The organism is Stenotrophomonas sp. 116085_Sma, assembly GCF_056479585.1.
The window spans coordinates 1,699,684-1,719,276 of sequence record NZ_CM151057.1 but is presented as its reverse complement, the minus strand read 5'-3'; the positions used below and the strand labels follow the sequence as shown (position 1 = coordinate 1,719,276).

Annotated in this window: 14 protein-coding genes; 3 read left to right on the top strand and 11 right to left on the bottom strand. The window is 66.6% G+C overall.

Annotation, left to right across the window (positions count from 1 at the left end; genetic code table 11):
• Positions 1-95 precede the first annotated feature (95 nt).
• The 3 genes from ACZK0Z_RS07975 to lpdA all read left to right on the top strand — a co-directional run bounded on the left by ACZK0Z_RS07975 (position 96) and on the right by lpdA (position 5,669).
• The gene (locus ACZK0Z_RS07975; protein ID WP_049429412.1) at positions 96-2,927 is read left to right on the top strand and encodes a 2-oxoglutarate dehydrogenase E1 component; all 2,832 of its coding nucleotides are present in this window, start codon (positions 96-98) and stop codon (positions 2,925-2,927) included.
• 39 nt (positions 2,928-2,966) lie between these two features.
• On the top strand, positions 2,967-4,169 hold the full coding sequence (gene sucB / locus ACZK0Z_RS07970; protein WP_005410272.1) for a dihydrolipoyllysine-residue succinyltransferase: 1,203 nt from the start codon (positions 2,967-2,969) through the stop codon (positions 4,167-4,169).
• Positions 4,170-4,232: 63 nt separating this feature from the next.
• Positions 4,233-5,669 carry a dihydrolipoyl dehydrogenase gene (gene lpdA, locus ACZK0Z_RS07965; protein WP_049429413.1) on the top strand — a complete coding sequence of 479 codons (1,437 nt, stop codon included), beginning with the start codon at positions 4,233-4,235 and terminating at the stop codon, positions 5,667-5,669.
• 161 nt (positions 5,670-5,830) lie between these two features.
• Here the strand turns inward: lpdA and ACZK0Z_RS07960 are convergent, their stop codons facing one another.
• The 11 genes from ACZK0Z_RS07960 to ACZK0Z_RS07910 all read right to left on the bottom strand — a co-directional run bounded on the left by ACZK0Z_RS07960 (position 5,831) and on the right by ACZK0Z_RS07910 (position 19,501).
• Positions 5,831-6,088 carry a hypothetical protein gene (locus ACZK0Z_RS07960; RefSeq protein WP_197620686.1) on the bottom strand — a complete coding sequence of 86 codons (258 nt, stop codon included), beginning with the start codon at positions 6,086-6,088 and terminating at the stop codon, positions 5,831-5,833.
• Positions 6,085-6,297, bottom strand: a complete 213-nt coding sequence (locus tag ACZK0Z_RS07955) for a hypothetical protein (RefSeq protein WP_010486834.1) — start codon at positions 6,295-6,297, stop codon at positions 6,085-6,087. Before ACZK0Z_RS07955 ends, ACZK0Z_RS07960 begins: the two co-directional genes overlap by 4 nt.
• A 173-nt stretch (positions 6,298-6,470) precedes the next feature.
• The gene (locus ACZK0Z_RS07950; protein ID WP_197633733.1) at positions 6,471-8,063 is read right to left on the bottom strand and encodes an alkaline phosphatase D family protein; all 1,593 of its coding nucleotides are present in this window, start codon (positions 8,061-8,063) and stop codon (positions 6,471-6,473) included.
• Positions 8,063-10,306, bottom strand: coding sequence for a TonB-dependent receptor family protein (locus tag ACZK0Z_RS07945; protein ID WP_197633734.1), 2,244 nt, complete (start codon positions 10,304-10,306; stop codon positions 8,063-8,065). The genes ACZK0Z_RS07950 and ACZK0Z_RS07945 overlap by 1 nt, the downstream gene beginning before the upstream one ends.
• A gap of 172 nt (positions 10,307-10,478) precedes the next feature.
• Complete coding sequence (locus tag ACZK0Z_RS07940) at positions 10,479-11,909, bottom strand: replicative DNA helicase (protein ID WP_005410278.1); 1,431 nt, start codon at positions 11,907-11,909, stop codon at positions 10,479-10,481.
• Positions 11,910-12,255: 346 nt separating this feature from the next.
• Complete coding sequence (locus ACZK0Z_RS07935) at positions 12,256-12,816, bottom strand: NADPH-dependent FMN reductase (RefSeq protein WP_197620681.1); 561 nt, start codon at positions 12,814-12,816, stop codon at positions 12,256-12,258.
• 66 nt (positions 12,817-12,882) lie between these two features.
• Positions 12,883-14,826 carry an asparagine synthase (glutamine-hydrolyzing) gene (gene asnB / locus ACZK0Z_RS07930; RefSeq protein ID WP_197633735.1) on the bottom strand — a complete coding sequence of 648 codons (1,944 nt, stop codon included), beginning with the start codon at positions 14,824-14,826 and terminating at the stop codon, positions 12,883-12,885.
• Between the two features lie 3 nt (positions 14,827-14,829).
• Positions 14,830-17,109: a transketolase C-terminal domain-containing protein gene (locus tag ACZK0Z_RS07925; RefSeq protein WP_197633736.1), complete on the bottom strand. Its 2,280-nt coding sequence runs from the start codon at positions 17,107-17,109 to the stop codon at positions 14,830-14,832.
• A 62-nt stretch (positions 17,110-17,171) separates the two neighbouring features.
• Positions 17,172-17,828 (bottom strand): glutathione S-transferase family protein, encoded by a 657-nt coding sequence (locus ACZK0Z_RS07920; protein WP_049429433.1) that lies wholly within the window; start codon positions 17,826-17,828, stop codon positions 17,172-17,174.
• Positions 17,829-17,983: 155 nt separating this feature from the next.
• A complete protein-coding gene (locus tag ACZK0Z_RS07915) occupies positions 17,984-18,532 on the bottom strand; it encodes a GNAT family N-acetyltransferase (protein ID WP_049429420.1) in 549 nt (182 codons plus the stop codon).
• A gap of 126 nt (positions 18,533-18,658) precedes the next feature.
• Positions 18,659-19,501 carry a glycine zipper 2TM domain-containing protein gene (locus tag ACZK0Z_RS07910; protein WP_049429434.1) on the bottom strand — a complete coding sequence of 281 codons (843 nt, stop codon included), beginning with the start codon at positions 19,499-19,501 and terminating at the stop codon, positions 18,659-18,661.
• Between the last annotated feature and the right edge of the window lie 92 nt (positions 19,502-19,593).

Here is a 19,593-nt window from a genome sequence, read left to right as displayed (position 1 = left end):
ATTTGGCTGTTTGAACGCGCCCGCGCAGGGCTATTCATCTTCCTGCCGGGTCCTTCTGAAGCCATACCCCACAAAGCGAATCAACACCCTCCATCGTGGACAATCAACTGAAGCAGTTTGCGCAATCTTCGCAGCTCGCCGGCGGCAACGCCTCCTATGTCGAGGACCTGTACGAGCAGTACCTGGTCTCCCCGGACAGTGTCGATCCCAAATGGAAGACCTACTTCGACGGCTTCAAGGGCCGCGAAGCAGGCGACATTCCGCACTCGGCCGTCATCTCCCACATTGCGGACGCGGCCAAGGAAGCGCTGAAGGCCGGCACCGGCAACGGTGCGGGCGACGAGCGTGAACGCAATGTCGGTCGTCTGATCACCGCCTACCGCTCGCGCGGCCACCTGGACGCCCGCCTGGACCCGCTGGGCCTGGCCGCGCCGGTCAACACCCCGGACCTGGGCCTGCCGTTCCACAGCCTGTCCGATGGCGACCTCAACACCGAGTTCAGCACCGGCGGCGTCGGCGGCCAGCCGCGCATGAAGCTGCGCGACCTGCTGGCACGCCTGAAGGCGACCTACACCGGCTCGATCGGTGCGGAGTTCATGCACATCTCCGAGGTCGAGCAGCGCCAGTGGATCTACAAGAAGCTGGAAGCGGCCGGTGGCAACTACCAGCTGGACGCTGACACCCAGCGCCGCACCCTGGAGCGCCTGACTGCGGCCGAAGGCCTGGAGCGCTACCTGCACACCAAGTACGTCGGCCAGAAGCGCTTCTCGCTGGAAGGCGGCGACTCGCTGATCCCGATGATGGACACCATCATCCGCAGCGCCGGCAAGGATGGCGTCAAGGACGTGGTGATCGGCATGGCCCATCGCGGCCGCCTGAATGTGCTGGTCAACACCCTGGGCAAGAACCCGCGCAAGCTGTTCGACGAGTTCGAAGGCAAGTTCGAGCACGACGAGCACGCCTCGGCCGGCGACGTGAAGTACCACATGGGCTTCTCGGCCGATGTGGCTACCGACGGTGGCCCGGTGCACCTGGCGCTGGCGTTCAACCCGTCGCACCTGGAAATCGCCGACCCGGTCGTGGCCGGTTCCGTGCGTTCGCGCCAGGAGCGCCGCAAGGACACTGCCCGCAAGCAGGTCATGCCGATCCTGATCCACGGCGACGCGGCCTTCTCCGGCCAGGGCGTGGTCATGGAGCTGTTCCAGATGTCGCAGGCCCGCGGCTTCGCCGTCGGCGGCACCGTGCACATCGTGGTCAACAACCAGGTCGGTTTCACCACTTCCAACCCGCTGGATACGCGCTCCACGCGCTATGCCACCGACGTGGCGAAGATGATCGCCGCCCCGGTGCTTCACGTGAACGGTGATGATCCGGAAGCCGTCGTGTTCGCCGCGCAGCTGGCCTTCGAGTTCCGCCAGAAGTTCGCCAAGGACGTGGTCATCGATCTGATGTGCTACCGCCGTTGGGGCCACAACGAGGCCGACGAGCCGGCGATCACCCAGCCGCTGATGTACCAGGTGATCCGCAAGCACGCCACCACCCGCGAGATGTACGCCGAGCAGCTGGAAAAGGCAGGCGTGATCGCCGCCGGCGCCGGCAAGGCGATGGTCGATGCCTACCGCGAGAAGCTGGATGCCGGTGAAGTGACCACCGAGCTGGCCAAGGTCGAGAAGACCCCGCCGACGAGCCCGCTGTTCGTCGATTGGCCGAAGCTGCTGGAAGGCAAGCTGTCCGATCCGATCTCGACCAAGGTCGAGAAGAACAAGCTGGTCGAGCTGGCCAAGCTGATCAACACCATTCCCGAAGACGTGCAGCTGCACTCGCGCGTGGCCAAGGTCTACGACGACCGCCGCAAGATGGCTGCCGGCGAGATCCCGGGCGACTGGGGCTTTGCCGAGAACCTGGCCTACGCCACCCTGCTCGACGAGGGCAACGCACTGCGCCTCGTCGGCCAGGACGTGGGCCGCGGTACGTTCACCCACCGCCACGCGATCCTGCACGACCAGAAGACCGACAACTACTACATGCCGCTGCGGCAGCTGGTGGATTCGCCGGAGAAGGCCACCGTCATCGATTCGCTGCTGAGCGAAGAAGCGGTGATGGCCTACGAGTACGGTTTCTCCACCACCGATCCGAACACGCTGTGCATCTGGGAAGGCCAGTTCGGCGACTTCGCCAACGGCGCCCAGGTGGTGATCGACCAGTTCATCGCCGCCGGTGAAGCCAAGTGGGGCCGCATTTCCGGCCTGACCCTGCTGCTGCCGCATGGCTATGAAGGGCAAGGCCCGGAACACAGCTCGGCGCGCCTGGAGCGCTTCCTGCAGCTGTGCGCGCTGGAGAACATGCTGGTGGTCGTGCCGTCGACCCCGGCGCAGGCCTTCCACATGCTGCGTCGCCAGCTGCACATGACCACCCGCAAGCCGCTGGTGGTGATGTCGCCGAAGTCGCTGCTGCGCCACAAGCTGGCCGTGTCGACCCTGGACGAGCTGGCCAACGGCGAGTTCCAGCACCTGATCGGCGACGCCAACGCGGACGCCAAGAAGGTCAAGCGCGTGGTGCTGTGCTCGGGCAAGGTCTACTACGACCTGCTGGAAGACCAGACCAAGCGTGGCCAGGACGACGTGGCGATCATCCGCGTGGAGCAGCTGTATCCGTTCCCGCGTGCGCTGCTGGCTGCCGAACTGAAGAAGTACGGCAAGGCCACCGACGTGGTGTGGACGCAGGAAGAACCGCAGAACCAGGGCGCGTGGTACCAGATCCGCCACCACCTGCAGTTCTGCCTGGCCGATGGCCAGAACCTGCACTACGCCGGTCGCGCACGTTCGGCTTCGCCGGCTGCCGGTCACATGGCTGACCACGTCCGCGAACAGCAACAGCTGGTCGCCGACGCACTGGTCAACCCGTTCAACGACACGTTCGCTGAATAATCCTCCCCTATTTAGAAGACAAACCAGGAAGCTCCCGCAATGGCCACCGAAGTCAAAGCCCCGGTACTGCCCGAATCCGTCGCCGACGGCACCATCGCCACCTGGCACAAGAAGGTGGGCGACGCCGTCAAGCGCGACGAAAACCTGCTTGACCTGGAAACCGACAAGGTCGTCCTGGAAGTGCCGTCGCCGGTCGACGGCGTGCTCAAGGAAATCAAGTTCGCCGAAGGCTCGACCGTGACCTCCAGCCAGGTCGTGGCGATCATCGAAGAAGGCGCCGTGGCTGCTGCCCCGGCTCCGGCTGCTGAAGCCGCTCCGGCAGCAGCCGCTGCCCCGGCCGCTGCTGCTCCGGCGGCTGCCGCCGCTCCGGCCCCGGCTGCCAAGTCGGCTGCCGATGCCCTGCCGCCGGGCGCCCGCTTCACCGCCATCACCGAAGGCGTGAACCCGGCCGACGTCGACGGCACCGGCCGTCGCGGCGCGGTCACCAAGGAAGACATCGTCAACTTCGCTCGCAATGGCGGCGCCGGCAAGGCCGGTGGCGCACGTCCGGAAGAACGCGTGCCGATGACCCGCATCCGCAAGCGCATCGCCGAGCGCCTGATGGAGTCGAAGAACTCCACTGCCATGCTGACCACCTTCAACGAAGTCGACCTGTCCAAGGTGTCGGCGGCGCGCAAGGAACTGCAGGACGAGTTCGTCAAGGCCCACGGCATCAAGCTGGGCTTCATGAGCTTCTTCGTGAAGGCCGCGGCCAATGCGCTGCAGCGCTTCCCGCTGGTCAACGCCTCGATCGACGGCGACGACATCATCTACCACGGCTACTCGGACATCTCGATCGCCGTGTCGACCGAGAAGGGCCTGGTCACCCCGGTCCTGCGCAACGTCGAGCGCATGTCGTTCGCCGACATCGAGAAGACCATCGCCGACTACGCCAAGAAGGCGCGTGACGGCAAGCTGGGCCTGGATGAACTGCAGGGCGGCACCTTCACCGTGACCAACGGCGGCACCTTCGGTTCGCTGCTGTCGACCCCGATCATCAACCCGCCGCAGAGCGCCATCCTGGGCATGCACGCCATCAAGGAGCGTCCGATCGCCCAGAACGGCCAGGTCGTGATCGCGCCGATGATGTACCTGGCGCTGTCGTACGACCACCGCATCATCGACGGCAAGGATTCGGTGCAGTTCCTGGTGGACATCAAGAACCAGCTGGAAAACCCGGGCCGCATGCTGTTCGGCCTGTAAGAAACCTCCCGCCCCTCCGCGCCTGCGCGGAGGGGTTCTGGTAATGCATCAAGGAATAATTCAATGGCTGAACAATTCGACGTCGTCGTCATCGGTGCCGGCCCGGCCGGTTACCACGCTGCCATCCGCGCGGCCCAGCTGGGCCTGAAGACCGCCTGCATCGACGCAGCGCTGGGCAAGGACGGCAAGCCGGCCCTCGGCGGCACCTGCCTGCGCGTGGGCTGCATCCCGTCCAAGGCGCTGCTGGATTCCTCGCGCCAGTTCTGGAACATGGGCCACATCTTTGGCGACCACGGCATCAGCTTCAAGGATGCCAAGATCGACGTCGAGGCGATGGTTGGCCGCAAGGACAAGATCGTCAAGCAGTTCACCGGCGGCATCGGCATGCTGTTCAAGGCCAACAAGGTCGCCGCCTATTACGGCTTCGGCGAACTGCAGCCGGGCAACGTGGTCAAGGTCACCCAGCATGACGGTTCCGTCGTCGAGCTGAAGGGCACCAACGTCATCATCGCGGCCGGTTCGGATTCGATCGAACTGCCGTTTGCCAAGTTCGACGGCGAGACCATCGTCGACAACGTCGGCGGCCTGGACTTCACCGAAGTGCCGAACCGCCTTGCGGTGATCGGCGCCGGCGTGATCGGCCTGGAACTGGGCAGCGTGTGGAAGCGCCTGGGTGCTGAAGTCACCATCCTCGAAGCCATGCCGGAGTTCCTGGCGGCTGCCGACACCGAAGTGGCCAAGGCCGCTGCCAAGGAATTCAAGAAGCAGGGCCTGGACATCAAGCTCAACGCCAAGGTCTCCAAGACCGAGATCACCGGCAAGGGCAAGAAGAAGGAAGTCATCGTCACCTATACCGACGCTGAAGGCGAAAAGACCCTGACCGTGGACAAGCTGCTGGTGGCCGTCGGCCGTCGCGCCGCCACCAAGGGCCTGCTGGCCGAAGGCACCGGCGTCAAGATCAACGAGCGCGGCCAGATCGAAGTCGACGCGCACTGCCACACCGGCGTCAACGGCGTGTGGGCGGTCGGCGACTGCGTGCGCGGCCCGATGCTGGCGCACAAGGGCTTCGAGGAAGGCATCGCGGTGGCTGAGCTGATCGCCGGCCTGCCGGGCCACGTCAACTTTGACACCATCCCGTGGGTCATCTACACCGAGCCGGAACTGGCCTGGGTCGGCAAGACCGAAGCCCAGCTGAAGGCCGAAGGCATTCCGTACAAGGCTGGCAGCTTCCCGTTCGCCGCCAACGGCCGTGCCGTGGCGATGATCGAACCGGCCGGCTTCGTGAAGATCCTGGCCCACGCCGAAACCGATCGCATCCTCGGCATGCACTTGGTCGGCGCCAACGTCTCCGAGCTGGTGCACGAAGGTGTGCTGACCATGGAGTTCAGCGGCTCGGCCGATGACCTGGCCCGCATCTGCCATGCCCACCCGTCGCTGTCGGAAGTGATCCACGACGCGGCGATGGCGGTCAGCAAGCGCGCCATCCACAAGGCGAACTGACCTGCATCCGGGTGCGTGCCGACCGTTGGTCGGCACACTCCTGCAAACAGAAAACCCCGCCTCGGCGGGGCTTTTTGTTGCCCTTCTTCATGTAGAGCCGAGCCTACGCTCGGCTGCGCACTTGGCGGTCCGTGAAGGCACAGCCGAGCATCGGCTCGGCGCTACACCTTTCCAGCCGGCTTCTTCGGTGGATCGTCGCAGACCCTGTGCTGCACCACCGTCTCGCCGACCTTCCACTCCTTCGTGACCCGGCAGCGCTCCTTGGCCTTCGGTACCGTCGAGGGTTTCGCCCCCGCAGCATTCGCTTCATCAGCACCGGCTGCCTGCTGCCGCTCCAGCCACGCCGACGGTGGCGCGGGCGGTGCGGCCAGCACCGGGCCTGACAACAGGGCCAGACCGACCAGCAGCACCATCCTCATGCGGCCACCGCCCGGCCACCCAGCAACCGCGCCGGCAGCATGAACAGCGCGCGCAGGAAGGCGAACAGGGCCGAGAAGGTGATGCCGACCAGGCGGAACGGCAGGCTCAGCAGCCAGACGAACGGCCAGGCGATCAGGGCGAGGATCGCCAGCGGCCAGCACAGCACGAACAGCAGGCACCACACACCGAGCGCGAACAGGGTCTTCATCACGGTCTCCTTGGGGCGGCACCCTGCCGCCTGGGACCACCTTGGCGCCCTGCCCCGGCGGCCGCAAATGGTTTGCGACGAAACCGGGCTGGGGGCGATGAAAGCGATCCAGCGCCGTTGTAGAGCCGAGCCTACGCTCGGCTTTCCAGAAGCAGCCGAGCGTGGGCTCGGCTCTACAGGAGCTGCACTGCGCCCGGACGGCCGTGGGTGACCTGGAAGCGCGCCGCAGTACGCACCGGCGCATCCGCGCGCAGCACGCTGTCGGCGAAGCGCAGCTCGGCGTCCACGGTCTGCCGGTTCAGCTGCAGCTTCCACCAGCCGCGGCGGTCGCCGTCGAAGTAACGGATGTGCGGGTTCTGCGGAATCGATGGCCCGTAATACGGTCCATACGGTGTGTCGTCGCCGCCGCTGCTGATCGCCGGAGCGATGAATTCGGTGGCCACGACCGGCGCACTGGCGGCATCGAAGTCCAGCTTCAGGTCGTTGACGAAGGTGGAATGCCAGTCCCCGCCCAGCACGATGGCATTACCCTGCCCACCCGCCTGCATCGCCTGCAGCAGACGGTTGCGTGCCGCCGGATAACCGTCCCAGGCATCGTTCCAGAAACGTTCGCGCGGCTTGCCGCCGTCCAGCCGCAGCTGCGCCATCAGCAGCTGCTGCACCACCACGTTCCAGCGCGTGCCGCGTGCGGCCGCCATCGACTGCGCGAACCAGGCTTCCTGGCCCACGCCCAGCATGCTCATGCGCGGGTCCAGGGCCGCCTCGCAGCGCGGCGACTCGCCCACCCCACAGGGGTTGGCCGGACGGAACTGGCGGCAGTCGAGCAGGGTCAGCTGTGCCAGATCGCCGTAACGCAGGCGCCGATGCACGCGCAGGCCACCGTTGCCCGCAGGCGTGCCGCGCATCGGCAGGTGCTCGTAGAACGCGCGGTAGGCCGCCGCGCGGCGAACGATGAAGTCCTCCGTCGAGACGCCAGGCTTCTCCGGATGGATGCCGGAGTAATCGTTCTGCACTTCGTGGTCGTCCCAGATCACCGCGAACGCGTGTGCGGCGTGCGCGGCCTGCAGATCGGGATCGAGCTTGTACAGCGCATACTGGTTGCGATAGCGCTCCAGGCTGACGGTCTCGCCGCTGAAGCGCCCGGCATCCAGCGTGCGTCCGCGCGCATTCTGCAGCGGGCTGTATTCGTACAGGTAGTCACCGGCATGCAGCACCAGGTCGACGTCGGTCTGCGCGATGTCACGCAGCACCGGGTAGTAGCCGCTGTTCCAGGCCTGGCAGGTGCACAGTGCCAGCCGCAGCTGCTGCAGCTGCGTGTCCAGCAGCGGCGCGGTGCGGAAATGACCGACCGCGCTTTCCTCATCGCCATCGCAGGCGAAACGGTAGTAGTAGTCACGGCCCGGGCGCAGGCCGTTGACCTCCACATGTACCGAGTGCGCCAGCTCGGGCACCGCCGCGGCGACACCACGCTGCACCAGCCGGCGCATGCCCGGGTCTTCGGCCACGAACCAGCGCACCGGCACCGCCCGCGACGGCATGCCGCCGCCGTTGAGCGGGTCCGGCGCCAGCCGCGTCCACAGCACCGCTCCCTGCGGATCCGGATCGCCGGCGGCGACGCCCAAGGTGAACGGATCACGTCCCAACCGCGGGCGTGGGCCGGCCGTAGCCAGCCCCGGCATCGCTGCCAGCGCGATCGCCGCTCCCGTACCCTGCCACGCCATGCGCAGCAGGCGACGACGGCTTTCCGGATCGACTGGCCCGCGCATCAGAAGTGCACGGTAGCGGTCGCCATCACCTGCCGCGGCGCGCCCACCTGCATGGTCGCCAGGCTGCGGGTCGGGTCGGCGGCGTAGGTGCCGTTGGTGTTGATCGAGGACAGATAACGCTTGTCGGTCAGGTTGGTCAGGTTCAGCGCCACGGTCAGGTTCTGTGCCGGGCCGAGCTTGCCGAAGTCATAGGCCGCCGAAGCGTTGACCAGCCAGTAGCTGGGCACCGACACGTCGTTGGTATAGGTCACGTAACGCTTGCCGACATGGTTGGCGGCCAGGCGCAGGTCCCACGGGCCCGGCGTCCAGGCCAGGGTGCTGGCGAACATCCATTCCGGGGTGTCGACGGTCTTCTTGCCCCGGGTCGGCACCACGCCGTTGTTCACGTAGTCGTTGTCGTAGGTGCTGTCATTCCACGACAGCGCGTTGGACCAGGTCAGGCCCTGCATCGGCTTCAGCTGCAGGGTCGCCTCGGCGCCGCGGCTGGTCACCGAACCGACGTTCGAGAACAGCGCCGGGCAACCGAGGATGCCCACGCACTGCGCGATGGCCAGCAGACGGTTGTCGAACTTCACGTCGTACACCGCCACCGAGGCTTCATAGCCCTGGCCGTAGCCGCGCCAGCCCAGCTCGAGGGTGCGCGACTGTTCCGGCTTCAGGTTCTTCGCGCTGGCATCGAATGCGGCCTGCGGTACGTTGAACGGGCTGCCCACGCCCAGCGCATAGGCGGCGATGTTCTTGGCGAACGAGCCGAAGATCTCGTTGCCTTCGTTGAGCTTGAAGTTGAAGCCGGCCTGCGGCAGGAAACCCTTCTTCGAGGTCAGGCTGCTGTTGCTGGCATAGCTGCCCAGCGGCGTGCGCACGCGGGTGCGGGTGTTCGGTGACTTTGCACCGATGTCGATGGTCAGGCGGTCATCGAACAGGCGGAAGCGGTCCTGCACGTAGAACTGGCGGGTGATGGTGGTGTAGCGCTGGTGCCACACGCGCTGGTCCGGATTGCGCAGGAAGAAATCGTCGGTGATCGGGCCGTCGATGTAATAGAAGTTGCGCTGCACGCTGTGGCCGTTGTCTTCGTACCACAGGCCCGCTTCCAGTTCGTGGCCCGCCACGTTCCAGGTGAACGCCGAGGTCACGCCCGTGCGGTCGATCGCATACTCGGTGGTGCGGATCGAGATCGGGATCTCGCGGCTGGTGCCCGGGTTCGACGGATTGGACGGGCTGAACCAGTGGCCCTGGCCACGGTTGCTGTGGTTGTAGACGTTCACCTTCAGGCGCATCGACTCGTTCAGGCCGAAATCGCCGGCAATGCTGGACAGATCGTCATTGCGCAGGCCGTGGCCGGAGTAATACGCGTCCCACGGGCTGTTGACGCCGCCGCTGAACGTGCCGCGTGCGGCGGCCACCGCGCGATCCCAGTCCGGGGCGTAGTTGTCCCAGTCCCAGCCCAGGCGATCGATCATCTCCAGCGACAGGTCCTGGTAGTCGGCCTCGACGCGGCGCGATGCGTTGAACAGTGCGGTGATCCTGCTGTCCGCACCGAAGTTGTAGGTGGCCTTGCCGTTGAACTGCTTCAGCTCCTGCGAACCCTTGCCCTTCCACTTGTCGCCTTCTGAATACACGCCGGACAGGTAGGCAGCGAAGCCCTGATGTTCACCGGTCTCCAGGCGCGCATAGCTGCGGCGCGCACTGTCGCTGCCGAAGCTCTGTGCCAGCACCACGCCATACTCGGTGGACGGATCGATCGAATAGAACTGGAACACGCCGCCGAGGTTGCTGGTCGACGGCGTGCCCAGCGCACCGATGCCGGTGGAGACTTCGGCACCGCCCAGGTTCTCGCTGATCACCGCGCGGCTGATGTGCAGACCATTGCTGTTGCCGTAGGCCATGTTGCCCAGCGGAATGCCATCGAGCGTGTAGCCCAGGCGGTTCTGGTTGAAGCCACGCAGGCTGATGGTGGTGGACCATTCGTAGGCGCCGGTGGCATCGGCCGATTCGAAATGCACGCCCGGCTTGGTCGCCAGCAGCTTCAGCGGGTTGGCGCCGGGCGGCAGCACCTTCATGTCCTCGGCGGTCACGCGCTGCACCTGCCGGGCTTCGCCGCGACCGATCACCGAGATCGAATCGAGCGTGGTGGCCGACTGGGCATCAGTGCCGGGGGCGGTTTCAGCAGCGGCCAATGAGGGGAGCGAAGCACAGACCAGCAAGGCCAGCAGATTGCGGCGGAGCGGAGCGTGGGACGACATGGGGGCGGATTCCTTGGGCACGCTGGACGCCGAAGGGCGGCGTCGAAGGGCAGCAGCGGCGGAATCGTAGAAGCGTCGCGTTACATGTCATTTACACGCCACATACGGAAGATTGGCGTTTCGAATGGTTTGCCGACCAGGAGGTGGTGCCGGCCGGCGGCCGGCACGGTCGTTACTCGAACGAACCCACCGAGTCGTGGGCCAGGTTGTCGAAGCGGGTGTATTCGCCGAAGAACTTCAGCTTGCACGAACCGGTCGGGCCACCACGGTGCTTGCCGATGATGATCTCGGCCAGGCCCTTGTCCGGCGAATTTTCCTTGTTGTAGTAATCATCGCGGTAGATGAAGACGATCATGTCCGCATCCTGCTCGATTGCGCCCGATTCGCGAAGGTCGGCCATCACCGGGCGCTTGTCGGTACGCGTTTCCAGCGAGCGGTTGAGCTGCGACAGCGCGATCACCGGCACGTGCAGTTCCTTGGCCAGGCCCTTCAGCGAACGCGAGATTTCCGAGATTTCCGTCGCGCGGTTCTCGCTGTTGCCCGGCACGCTCATCAGCTGCAGGTAGTCGATCACCACCAGGCCCAGGTCGTGCTCGCGCTTGAGGCGGCGGCACTTGGAACGCAGCACTTCCGGCGACACGCCTGGCGTATCGTCGATGAAGATCTTGGTTTCCTTCAGCATCTTGATCGCGCTGGTGACGCGGCTCCAGTCCTCGTCTTCCAGCTGGCCGGTACGCAGGCGCTGCGCGTTGATGCGGCCGTTGGAGGAGATCAGGCGCATCGCCAGCTGCGAGGCCGACATTTCCATCGAGAACACCGCCACGCCCTTCTTCGACTTGATCGCCGCGTACTCGGCGATGTTCAGTGCGAACGTGGTCTTGCCCATGGCCGGGCGCGCGGCGAGGATGATCAGGTCGGTCGGCTGCAGGCCGGCGGTCATCGCATCGAAGTCGTTGTAGCCGGTCGGCAGGCCGGTGATGTTGCCGCCGTTCTCGAAGCGGTTGCGCAGCTCCTCGAAGGCATCCTTCAGCGCGCCAGGCATGGCCACGAAGTCGGTACGTCCGCGTGCACCCTGCTCGGCGATGGCGAACACGCTCTTTTCCGCCGATGCCAGAAGCTCGCTGCTGTCACGGCCTTCGGGCTGGAAGCCATCGTTGACGATGTCGGTGCCGACCTGGATCAGCTGCCGCAGCACCGCCTTGTCACGCACGATCTCGGCATAGGCCACGATGTTGGCCGCCGATGGCGTAGTGCTCGCCAGCTCGATCAGGTAGGCGCCATCGCCCACCAGCTCCAGCTTGCCCTGCGATTCGAACCACTCGCCCAGGGTCACCGCGTCGAACGGCCGCTCGCGCTCGGACAGTTCGCGGATCGCGCGGTAGATCATCTGGTGGTCGCGGCGGTAGAAATCACCCTCGGTCAGCTGATCGTTGACCCGATCATAGGCCTCCGGCGCCAGCATCAGGCCCCCCAGCACCGCCTGCTCGGCTTCCACCGAATGCGGCGGCACGCGCAGCTGGTCGATACGCGATTCGTCGCGATCGCGATCGAAGCCATCACCGCGCTCTCTGCGGTTGGAACGGAAGCCGGAACGAGCGGACATGCTGCGGTGTTTCCTGCAAAAGTGGGCCGGACGAGTGTAGTCATGCGCCGACCCCGGCAGCCATGGACAAGCCTGTGGATAAGCCGTGGAGAAACGGGGGATATCCGCCAGTGCCTGGCCACTCTGGCGCGGGGGCGTCGCAGTGCCTGCGACGGGCGCCGTTGCGACGCCCGAGTTGAGCATTATCGCAGATCAGGCCACCAAGGTCGGATTCCGTGCAGCGTACGCGCTCTGGCCCGCTCAGCGGGGCGTGGGGTCAGAGCCCGTCGCTGCGCGCCGGGATCCGACCCCGGGCGTGGTTGGGGTCGGATCCCTCTGCAACGCAGAGCGCTCTGACCCATCGGCCTCAATCGCCCTTCACGTGCACCGCGATCAGTGCCAGGAACCGGTCCACGTAGCTCTGCAGGAACTTCTGCGTGCCCTCGTTGTGGATCGTGCCGTCGGCATCGATCAGGCCGTCCTTGAAGTGGATGAACGCTTCGGGCTGGCCGAGCACATGCATGTCCAGGAAAGCCAGGCTGATGCGCAGGTGCTGCTGGGCCACGGCGGTACCGATCTGGCCGATGGAGGCGCCGATCACCGCCGCCGGCTTGCCGGCAAACGCACTGTCACCGTACGGGCGCGAGCCGATGTCGATGGCGTTTTTCAGCACGCCCGGCACCGACCGGTTGTATTCGGGGGTCACGAACAGCACCGCGTCGGCAGCACGCACCTGATCCTTCAGCCGGGTGCCCTGCGGCGGGTACTGGCCATCGAAATCCTGGTCGTACAGCGGCAGATCGCCGATCTGCACGTACTGGAAGCGCGCGCGGTCGCCAGCGATCTTCTCCAGCGCATGGGCCAGCTTGCGGTTGCAGGAATCCTTGCGCAGGCTGCCGACGAACACGGCGATGGTAGGGACGGACATCGGGACATACTCCTCACGGTGCGGGAGGCCCAGCCTAGACGCCGGGCCCGTGTCGTCCGGTGAAGATCAGCCGCCGGTCACGCCGGCCCGCACCTGCCGCCAATGCGCCTGCCAGGCTTGGAACATCAGCACGTTCCACAGGTGGGTATGCCACTTGCGCTGCCCCCCCAGGAACTGCTGCCACAGCGGCTGCACCGCCGACGCCGACAGCACTCCCTCGCGCTCCAGGCGTGCCGGCTGCAGCAGGTCTTCGGCCCACGGCCGCAGGTCGCCCTTCAGCCAGTCGCTGACCGGCGCACCGAATCCGCGCTTGGGCCGGTGCACCATCGACTGCGGCACGTAGCGGCCAAGAACCCGCTTGAGCAGCACCTTGCTGGTGGTTTCGCTGCGCTTGAAGCCCAGCGGCAGCGACCAGGCGAACTCGGCCACGCGCCAGTCCAGCAGCGGCGCGCGTGCCTCCAGGCTGACTGCCATCGAGGTGCGGTCGACCTTGCACAGCAGGTCATCCGGCAGGTAGGTCACGTAATCGGCCAGCATCATCGCGTCGGCCGGTGTGCCGGCGCCGTGCAACGGATCGGCCAGGTCGTAGAAGCTGCCGGCAGCCTGCGCGCCCGGCACTGCCGCCGCCGGATCGCGCCAGCGCGAGATGCGGTTGCGGTACACGTCGCCGATGCCACGCGCGCCGGACTCGGCCAGCAGCGCGGCCAGTCCGCCGGTCCGCGAGGCCTCGCCCTGCTGCTGCGCGCGCGCGCCCATCCAGCGCCGGAGCGGGCCCGGCACGCGGCCCAGCATCTGCCAGTTGCGCAGTGCGCGCACGTAGCGGGTGTAGCCGAAGAACAGCTCATCACCGCCGTCACCCGACAACGCCACAGTCACGCCCTGACGCGCCAGGCGCGCGACCAGCGCGGTCGGCACCTGCGAAGCGTCGGCGAAAGGTTCGTCGAACATTGCCGGCAGTTGTGGCACGACTGCCAGTGCATCCGCGCCGCTGACGTAGAGCTCGGTGTGGTCGCAACCCAGATGCGTGGCCAGTTCCCTGGCCAGCGGTGCCTCGTCGTGGCCCGAATCGGTGAAGCCGATGCTGAAGCTGTGCACCGGCTGCCCGCTCTGCGCCTGCATCAGCGCGGCCACCAGTGACGAATCGGTACCACCGGACAGGAACACGCCCACCGGCACGTCGGCCACCATTCGCAGCGCGACCGCATCGCGCAGCAGCGTGTCCAGCTGTTCCTCGGCCTCCTCGATGCGACCCTGGAACGGGGCCGCCAGCGCGGCCTGCATGCGCGCACGCGCATCCCAGTAGGGGCGCTGTGCCTGGTCCGGGCGGTGCGCGGCCGCACCCGCCGCTACGGCTTCGGCGTCCAGCCGAAGCACGCGCCCGGGCATCAGCTTGTAGCAGCGCTGGTGGATGCTGTGCGGTGCAGGAATGTAGTCCAGCCGCAGCAGCAGCGTCAGTGCATCCCGGTCGATGTCGTTGTCGAACGCCGGGTGCTGCCACAGCGCCTTCAGTTCAGAGCCGAACACCAGCGTGTCACCCGCCCAGCCGTAGTACAGCGGCTTCTTGCCGACGCGGTCGCGGGCCAGCCACAGGCACTGCTGCTGGCGGTCCCACAGGGCGATGGCGAACATGCCGTTGCAGCGCTGCAGGGTGTCCTCGATACCCCACTGCAGGATCGCTGCCAGCAGCACCTCGGTATCCGAATGGCCACGGAAGGTGTGCCCCAGCGGCTCCAGTTCGGCACGCAGGGCAGCGAAGTTGTAGACCTCGCCGTTGTAGGCCATCACGTAACGGCCATCGGCCGAGGCCATCGGCTGATGCCCCAGCGGCGACAGGTCGAGGATGCTCAGGCGGCGATGCGCCAGCGCGATGCCGGCCGTGGCGTCGACCCAGCTGCCGCCATCATCCGGCCCGCGGTGGTGCAGTGCCTCGCCCATGGCCAGGACCTGCGCCTGCAGCACCTCGGCCGACGCCACCGGCGCCGGCAACAACATTCCCGCCAATCCACACATGCATCAGGGTTCCTGCGCCAGTTCAAGGGCGGCGCCAATCACTGCATTGTCGCTTGGAAGCCCGAACATTGCTGCCCCCGCCAGCGGGGTATAGGTATCGGCACCGCAGACCCGGCGCAGCGGCAGGTGGCCGAAACCGGCCTCGACCAGTGCGGTGACCACCCCCTCGCCTACTCCGCCGCTGTGGCGTCCTTCGTCCAGTACCAGCACCCGCCGCGCACTGGCGGCCTGGGCGGCAATGAAGCCGGCATCCAGTGGCACCAGCCAGCGCAGGTCCACCACCCGCACCTCCCAGCCCAGCTGCTGCTCGATGGCCCGCGCCGCACGCAACGCCATCGGCACGCCATTGCCGTAGGTGTAGACCACCAGGTCGCCAGCCTCCGGCGCGTACACACGACCCTCGCCCGGCACCAGCGCCTGGCCCTGGGCCGGGTAGTCGAACAGCCACTGGCCGTCGCCGGGTGCGTGCAGGTCCTTGCTCATGTACAGCGCGATCGGCTCCAGGAACACGGCCACGCGCCCATCCACCCGCGCCAGCGCCGCCAGCGTGCGCAGCATCATCACGGCATCGTCGCCGCGCGATGGGCAGCCGACCACCAGCCCGGGGATGTCGCGCAGCGCGGTGATCGAGTTGTCGTTGTGGAAATGGCCACCGAAACCCTTCTGGTAGCCCAGCCCGGCCACCCGCACCAGCATCGGGTTGCGGTACTGGTCGTTGGAGAAGAACTGCAGCGAACAGGCCTCGCCGCGCAGCTGGTCGATGGCGTTGTGCAGGTAGGCCAGGTACTGGATTTCCGGAATCGGCAGCATGCCCATGTTGGCCAGGCCCTGTGCCATGCCCAGGATCATGGTCTCGTCCAGCAGGGTGTTGAACACCCGGCGCGGCCCGAAGCGGCGCAGCAGATCCTTGGTGACGGTGTAGACACCGCCCTTCTGCGCCACGTCCTCGCCGAACAACAGGCTCTGCGGATACTTGGCCAGCAGTTCCTGCAGGCCATGGTTGATCTGGATCGCGAGATGCCGCGGCGCCTGTCGTTCGGGCAATGCCTCGGCATCGCCATAGAGTGCCTCGCGCGCTTCGGCAGCGACCTCGCGTTGCGCTTCGGCCTGCACCGCTGCGGGCGTGTACGGTGCCAGCGGCGCCATCACCTCCCGCAGCGACTGCAGCTTCGCACTGCCTTCGGCATCGGCGGCGGCGGCCATGCAGCGCGCGCGCATCGTCTCGTAGGCCACTTCGATGGCGGCCGCATCCATCCAGCCTGATTCAAGTGCGATCTGCGCCGAACGCAGCAGCGGGTCCTGGGCTTCGGCTGCACACAGCTCCGGCAGCGCGCGCCATTCCACTTCAAAGTCGGTACCGGCATGGCCCATCAGGCGCGTGGTGCGCAGATGCAGGAAGGTCGGCCGCCGGGTGCGCCGGCAGTGCTCCACCGCCGCCTGTACCTGCGTGTGGCCGATGGCCAGATCCAGGCCATCGGCAAAGAAATAGTCCAGCCCCGGCTGATGGCTGAAGCGCTCGGCGATCCAGCCGTCAGGGGTCTTCACCGAGATGCCCAGGCCGTTGTCCTCGCAGACGAACAGGATCGGCGCCGGCAGCTTCTGGTAGGCCGACCACATCGCGGTATTGAAGGCGGTCTGCGCGGTGGCGTGGTTGGCCGAAGCATCGCCGAACGAGCACAGCACGATGCTGTCGGGCGGAACCGGCAGCGCCTGCCCCAAGCGCTTGCCACTCTCGATGGCCAGCGCGGTGCCCAGCGCCTTGGGCAGGTGCGAGGCGATGGTCGAGGTCTGAGGCAGCACCCACAACGGCTTGCTGCCCCACACCTTGTGGCGGCCACCGCTGGCCGGATCCTCGGCACTGGCGGCGAACGAGAGCGCGGCATCGCGCAGCGGGTCGATGCCCGGCACCTGCCGCGAACGCTCGGCCATGAAGGCGCCGGAACGGTAGTGCAGGAGGGCCGGATCGGTATGACGGCAGGCCCGCGCCAGCAGCGCGTTGCCTTCATGGCCGGAGGAACCGATGGTGTAGAAGACCTTGTTCTGCACGCGCAGTACGCGTGCCATCAGGTCCAGCTGGCGGCTGACCAGTTGCGACTCGAACAGTTCACCGAACGCGGCGGCACTGAGCGTACTGCCCGGCAGGATCGGTGCATCCGCTGCGGGTCGCGGGCGTGGCGTACCGCGCCAACCGCGCACCGCCTCGAGGAAATTGACATCGCACACATCGGCGCGGTTGAGCACGCGCATGCGTGCGGGGATCGGATCGGGAACCACAGCGAACATCGAACACCCTCCGTGTCGTTGTTGCGTTCGGCCGGGCCTGCCCCGGCGTTACCCTGTTCGGATCACGCGGCTTCGAAGCGCGCGCGCACCTCGGCCGTCACTGCCGGCATCGGCAGGAAGCGTGGCTGCTCGCGCACGCGCTGCAGCCAGGCGCGAACTTCCGGGAACGGCTCCAGGCTGATGCCGCCCTCGCCCGCCACATCGGTATAGGCGAACAGCGCGATATCGGCGATGCCGTACTCGCCGCCAGTGAACCACTGTGCCTGGCGCAGGTGCTGCTCCATCACTGCCAGTGCAGTGGCGGCACGCTCGTGCAGGCGCGGCAGTTCGGCTCGACGCGGCGAATCGGGCGCGGTCCAGCCGCGGATGAAGCGCGCCACTGCCACACAGGGTTCATGCGTGTACTGCTCGAAGAACATCCAGCTCAATGCCTGCGCGCGCTCCCAGCCATCGTTGGGCAGGTACGGCGTGCCTTCTGCCAGCCAGAACAGGATCGCGTTGGATTCGGTCAGCACGCGGCCGTCGTCGCGCACGATCAGCGGCACCTTGGCATTCGGGTTGAGCGCCAGGAATTCGGGCGTGTGGGTCTGGCCGTGGGCACTGTCCACCTCCACCCAGCGGTAACGGCTGCCGAGCTGCTCAAGCAGCAGCCGGACCTTGTGGCAATTGCCCGAGACCGACATGCCATGCACCGTCAGTGGGACGCGCGCTTCCACCATTGCCTGCTCCATCGAATCCGGCCGGCGGCCGGCTGCGTGCAGTCTGGCAAGTGCGCCAGGGAATGCCAAGCGCGGGTGCAGCATGCCGACAATCTGTAGAGCCGAGCCCATGCTCGGCTGCATTTGGCGGACAGCAGCCGAGCATGGGCTCGGCTCTACAACGGTGAACGGCGCTGCCGCCACTGTTCGCGCGACTGGCCCCAGATCTGCATCGGCTTGTCGTTGTACGGCGGCGGCAGTTCGCCCATCCGCAACAGCGTGCTGCCGAGCTTGCGCGCGACCGCCCGCGAGTTGTCGTTGTTCTCGGCGATGGTATGGACCACCTCGACCCAACCCAGCGTGTCGAAGGCCCAGTCGATCGCCGCCACGGCAGCTTCCGGCGCATAGCCCCGGCCCCAGCTGGCATGACGGATGCCCCAACCCACCTCGGTACCCGGCCAGTCCTGCGGTTGCCAGGGGCCCAGCCGCCCGATCCAGTCTCCGCTGGATTTCTCGATCACGCTGAACATCGAGAAGCCGAACAGCTGCCAAGCGCCGGCCAGGCTGCAGAAACCGCGCCATGCCACCGACGCCGGTTGCACGCCACCCAGGGTGCGCATCGTTTCCTCGTCGGCGCAGAACGCCAGGTAAGGTTCGTAGTCCTCGCGCAGCAGCGGGCGCAGGATCAGGCGCTCTGTTTCGATGCGCAGGTCGAAGATGCTCATGCCGACTCCATGTCGAAGGGGCCACCATGATGGTGGATTCCGCGTCCACACGGATGAATGCCCGCGCTCACAAAAGAACGGGCCGGCATGAGCCGGCCCGTCGGGTACAGCAGGGGGTGTTCTGGATTACTGGCGCGTGGCCGCAGTGGCGCCGGCAGCGGCGGTCTGCGTGACCAGCTGGCCATCGACCACCGGCAGGCGATCGCTGGCCGGCTTGTTGTCCATGCGCACCGTCTTCTCGGCGCCGTCGTAGCGGTAGGTCACGTTGTACCCCTTCACCACGTCATTGGTGCCCATGGCGATGCGGTTGCCCGGCTTGCTGGCCATTCGCATGGTGCCGGTGGTGCCGTCCTCGTTGCGGTAGGTCACGTTGTAGCCGGTAACACGGCTCGACTCGGAGGTGGCGGTCTCGGTGTGGCACTGGCGCTCGGTACGGTTGACCACGCGGCCACCCACGTGGCGCTTGTCGATCTGGTTGCCGATGAAGCCACCGGCCACGGCACCGGCGGCGGTCGCGGCCTTCTTGCCGTTGCCACCGCCAACCTGGTTGCCGAGCAGGCCGCCGACCACCGCGCCGACCACGGTGCCGCCGACATTGCCGTCACGCTCCGGCAGGCGCTCCTGCACGGTCACGTCCTGGCAGACCTCGTGCGGGGTCTGGGTGGTGGAGGTCTCGCGCACGGCATCGGTGCCGATCACGGTGGCGTAGGCCTTCTGCTTCTCGGTGATCGGGTCGACCTTCAGCACGTCGGCATATTCCAGCCCGCGCGGCGCAGACGGGTCGAGCTTGTCACCACGTGCGCCATCGTCAACGGCGTTGCCGTCAACCAGGCGTGATTCACCGTTGGGGGTTCCGGCGCTGATGGAATCTGGCGATTTGTCGCCGCTCTTCATGAAGGCGGCGGTGGCGATGCCACCGACCAGCAGCGCGCCCGCTGCGACCAGGACAGTTGTAGTTGTGCTTTTCATGACCTGCTCCTTGCGGACCATCCGCAACGTTCTCGGGCCAGATTGCAGCATGCACTGCCTGAACGGAATCTCCACATTTCCTGCTCATTCCT

Bases quoted from the DNA above. Each gene is read 5' to 3' on its own strand.
- ACZK0Z_RS07920 (WP_049429433.1), bottom strand. From the start codon at position 17,828: ATGGTGGAAGCGCGCGTCCCACTGACGGTGCATGGCATGTCGGTCTCG.
- lpdA (WP_049429413.1), top strand. From the start codon at position 4,233: ATGGCTGAACAATTCGACGTCGTCGTCATCGGTGCCGGCCCGGCCGGT.
- ACZK0Z_RS07940 (WP_005410278.1), bottom strand. From the start codon at position 11,909: ATGTCCGCTCGTTCCGGCTTCCGTTCCAACCGCAGAGAGCGCGGTGAT.
- ACZK0Z_RS07935 (WP_197620681.1), bottom strand. From the start codon at position 12,816: ATGTCCGTCCCTACCATCGCCGTGTTCGTCGGCAGCCTGCGCAAGGAT.
- ACZK0Z_RS07960 (WP_197620686.1), bottom strand. From the start codon at position 6,088: ATGAGGATGGTGCTGCTGGTCGGTCTGGCCCTGTTGTCAGGCCCGGTG.
- ACZK0Z_RS07950 (WP_197633733.1), bottom strand. From the start codon at position 8,063: ATGCGCGGGCCAGTCGATCCGGAAAGCCGTCGTCGCCTGCTGCGCATG.
- ACZK0Z_RS07955 (WP_010486834.1), bottom strand. From the start codon at position 6,297: ATGAAGACCCTGTTCGCGCTCGGTGTGTGGTGCCTGCTGTTCGTGCTG.
- ACZK0Z_RS07925 (WP_197633736.1), bottom strand. From the start codon at position 17,109: ATGTTCGCTGTGGTTCCCGATCCGATCCCCGCACGCATGCGCGTGCTC.
- ACZK0Z_RS07945 (WP_197633734.1), bottom strand. From the start codon at position 10,306: ATGTCGTCCCACGCTCCGCTCCGCCGCAATCTGCTGGCCTTGCTGGTC.
- asnB (WP_197633735.1), bottom strand. From the start codon at position 14,826: ATGTGTGGATTGGCGGGAATGTTGTTGCCGGCGCCGGTGGCGTCGGCC.
- ACZK0Z_RS07910 (WP_049429434.1), bottom strand. From the start codon at position 19,501: ATGAAAAGCACAACTACAACTGTCCTGGTCGCAGCGGGCGCGCTGCTG.
- ACZK0Z_RS07915 (WP_049429420.1), bottom strand. From the start codon at position 18,532: ATGAGCATCTTCGACCTGCGCATCGAAACAGAGCGCCTGATCCTGCGC.
- sucB (WP_005410272.1), top strand. From the start codon at position 2,967: ATGGCCACCGAAGTCAAAGCCCCGGTACTGCCCGAATCCGTCGCCGAC.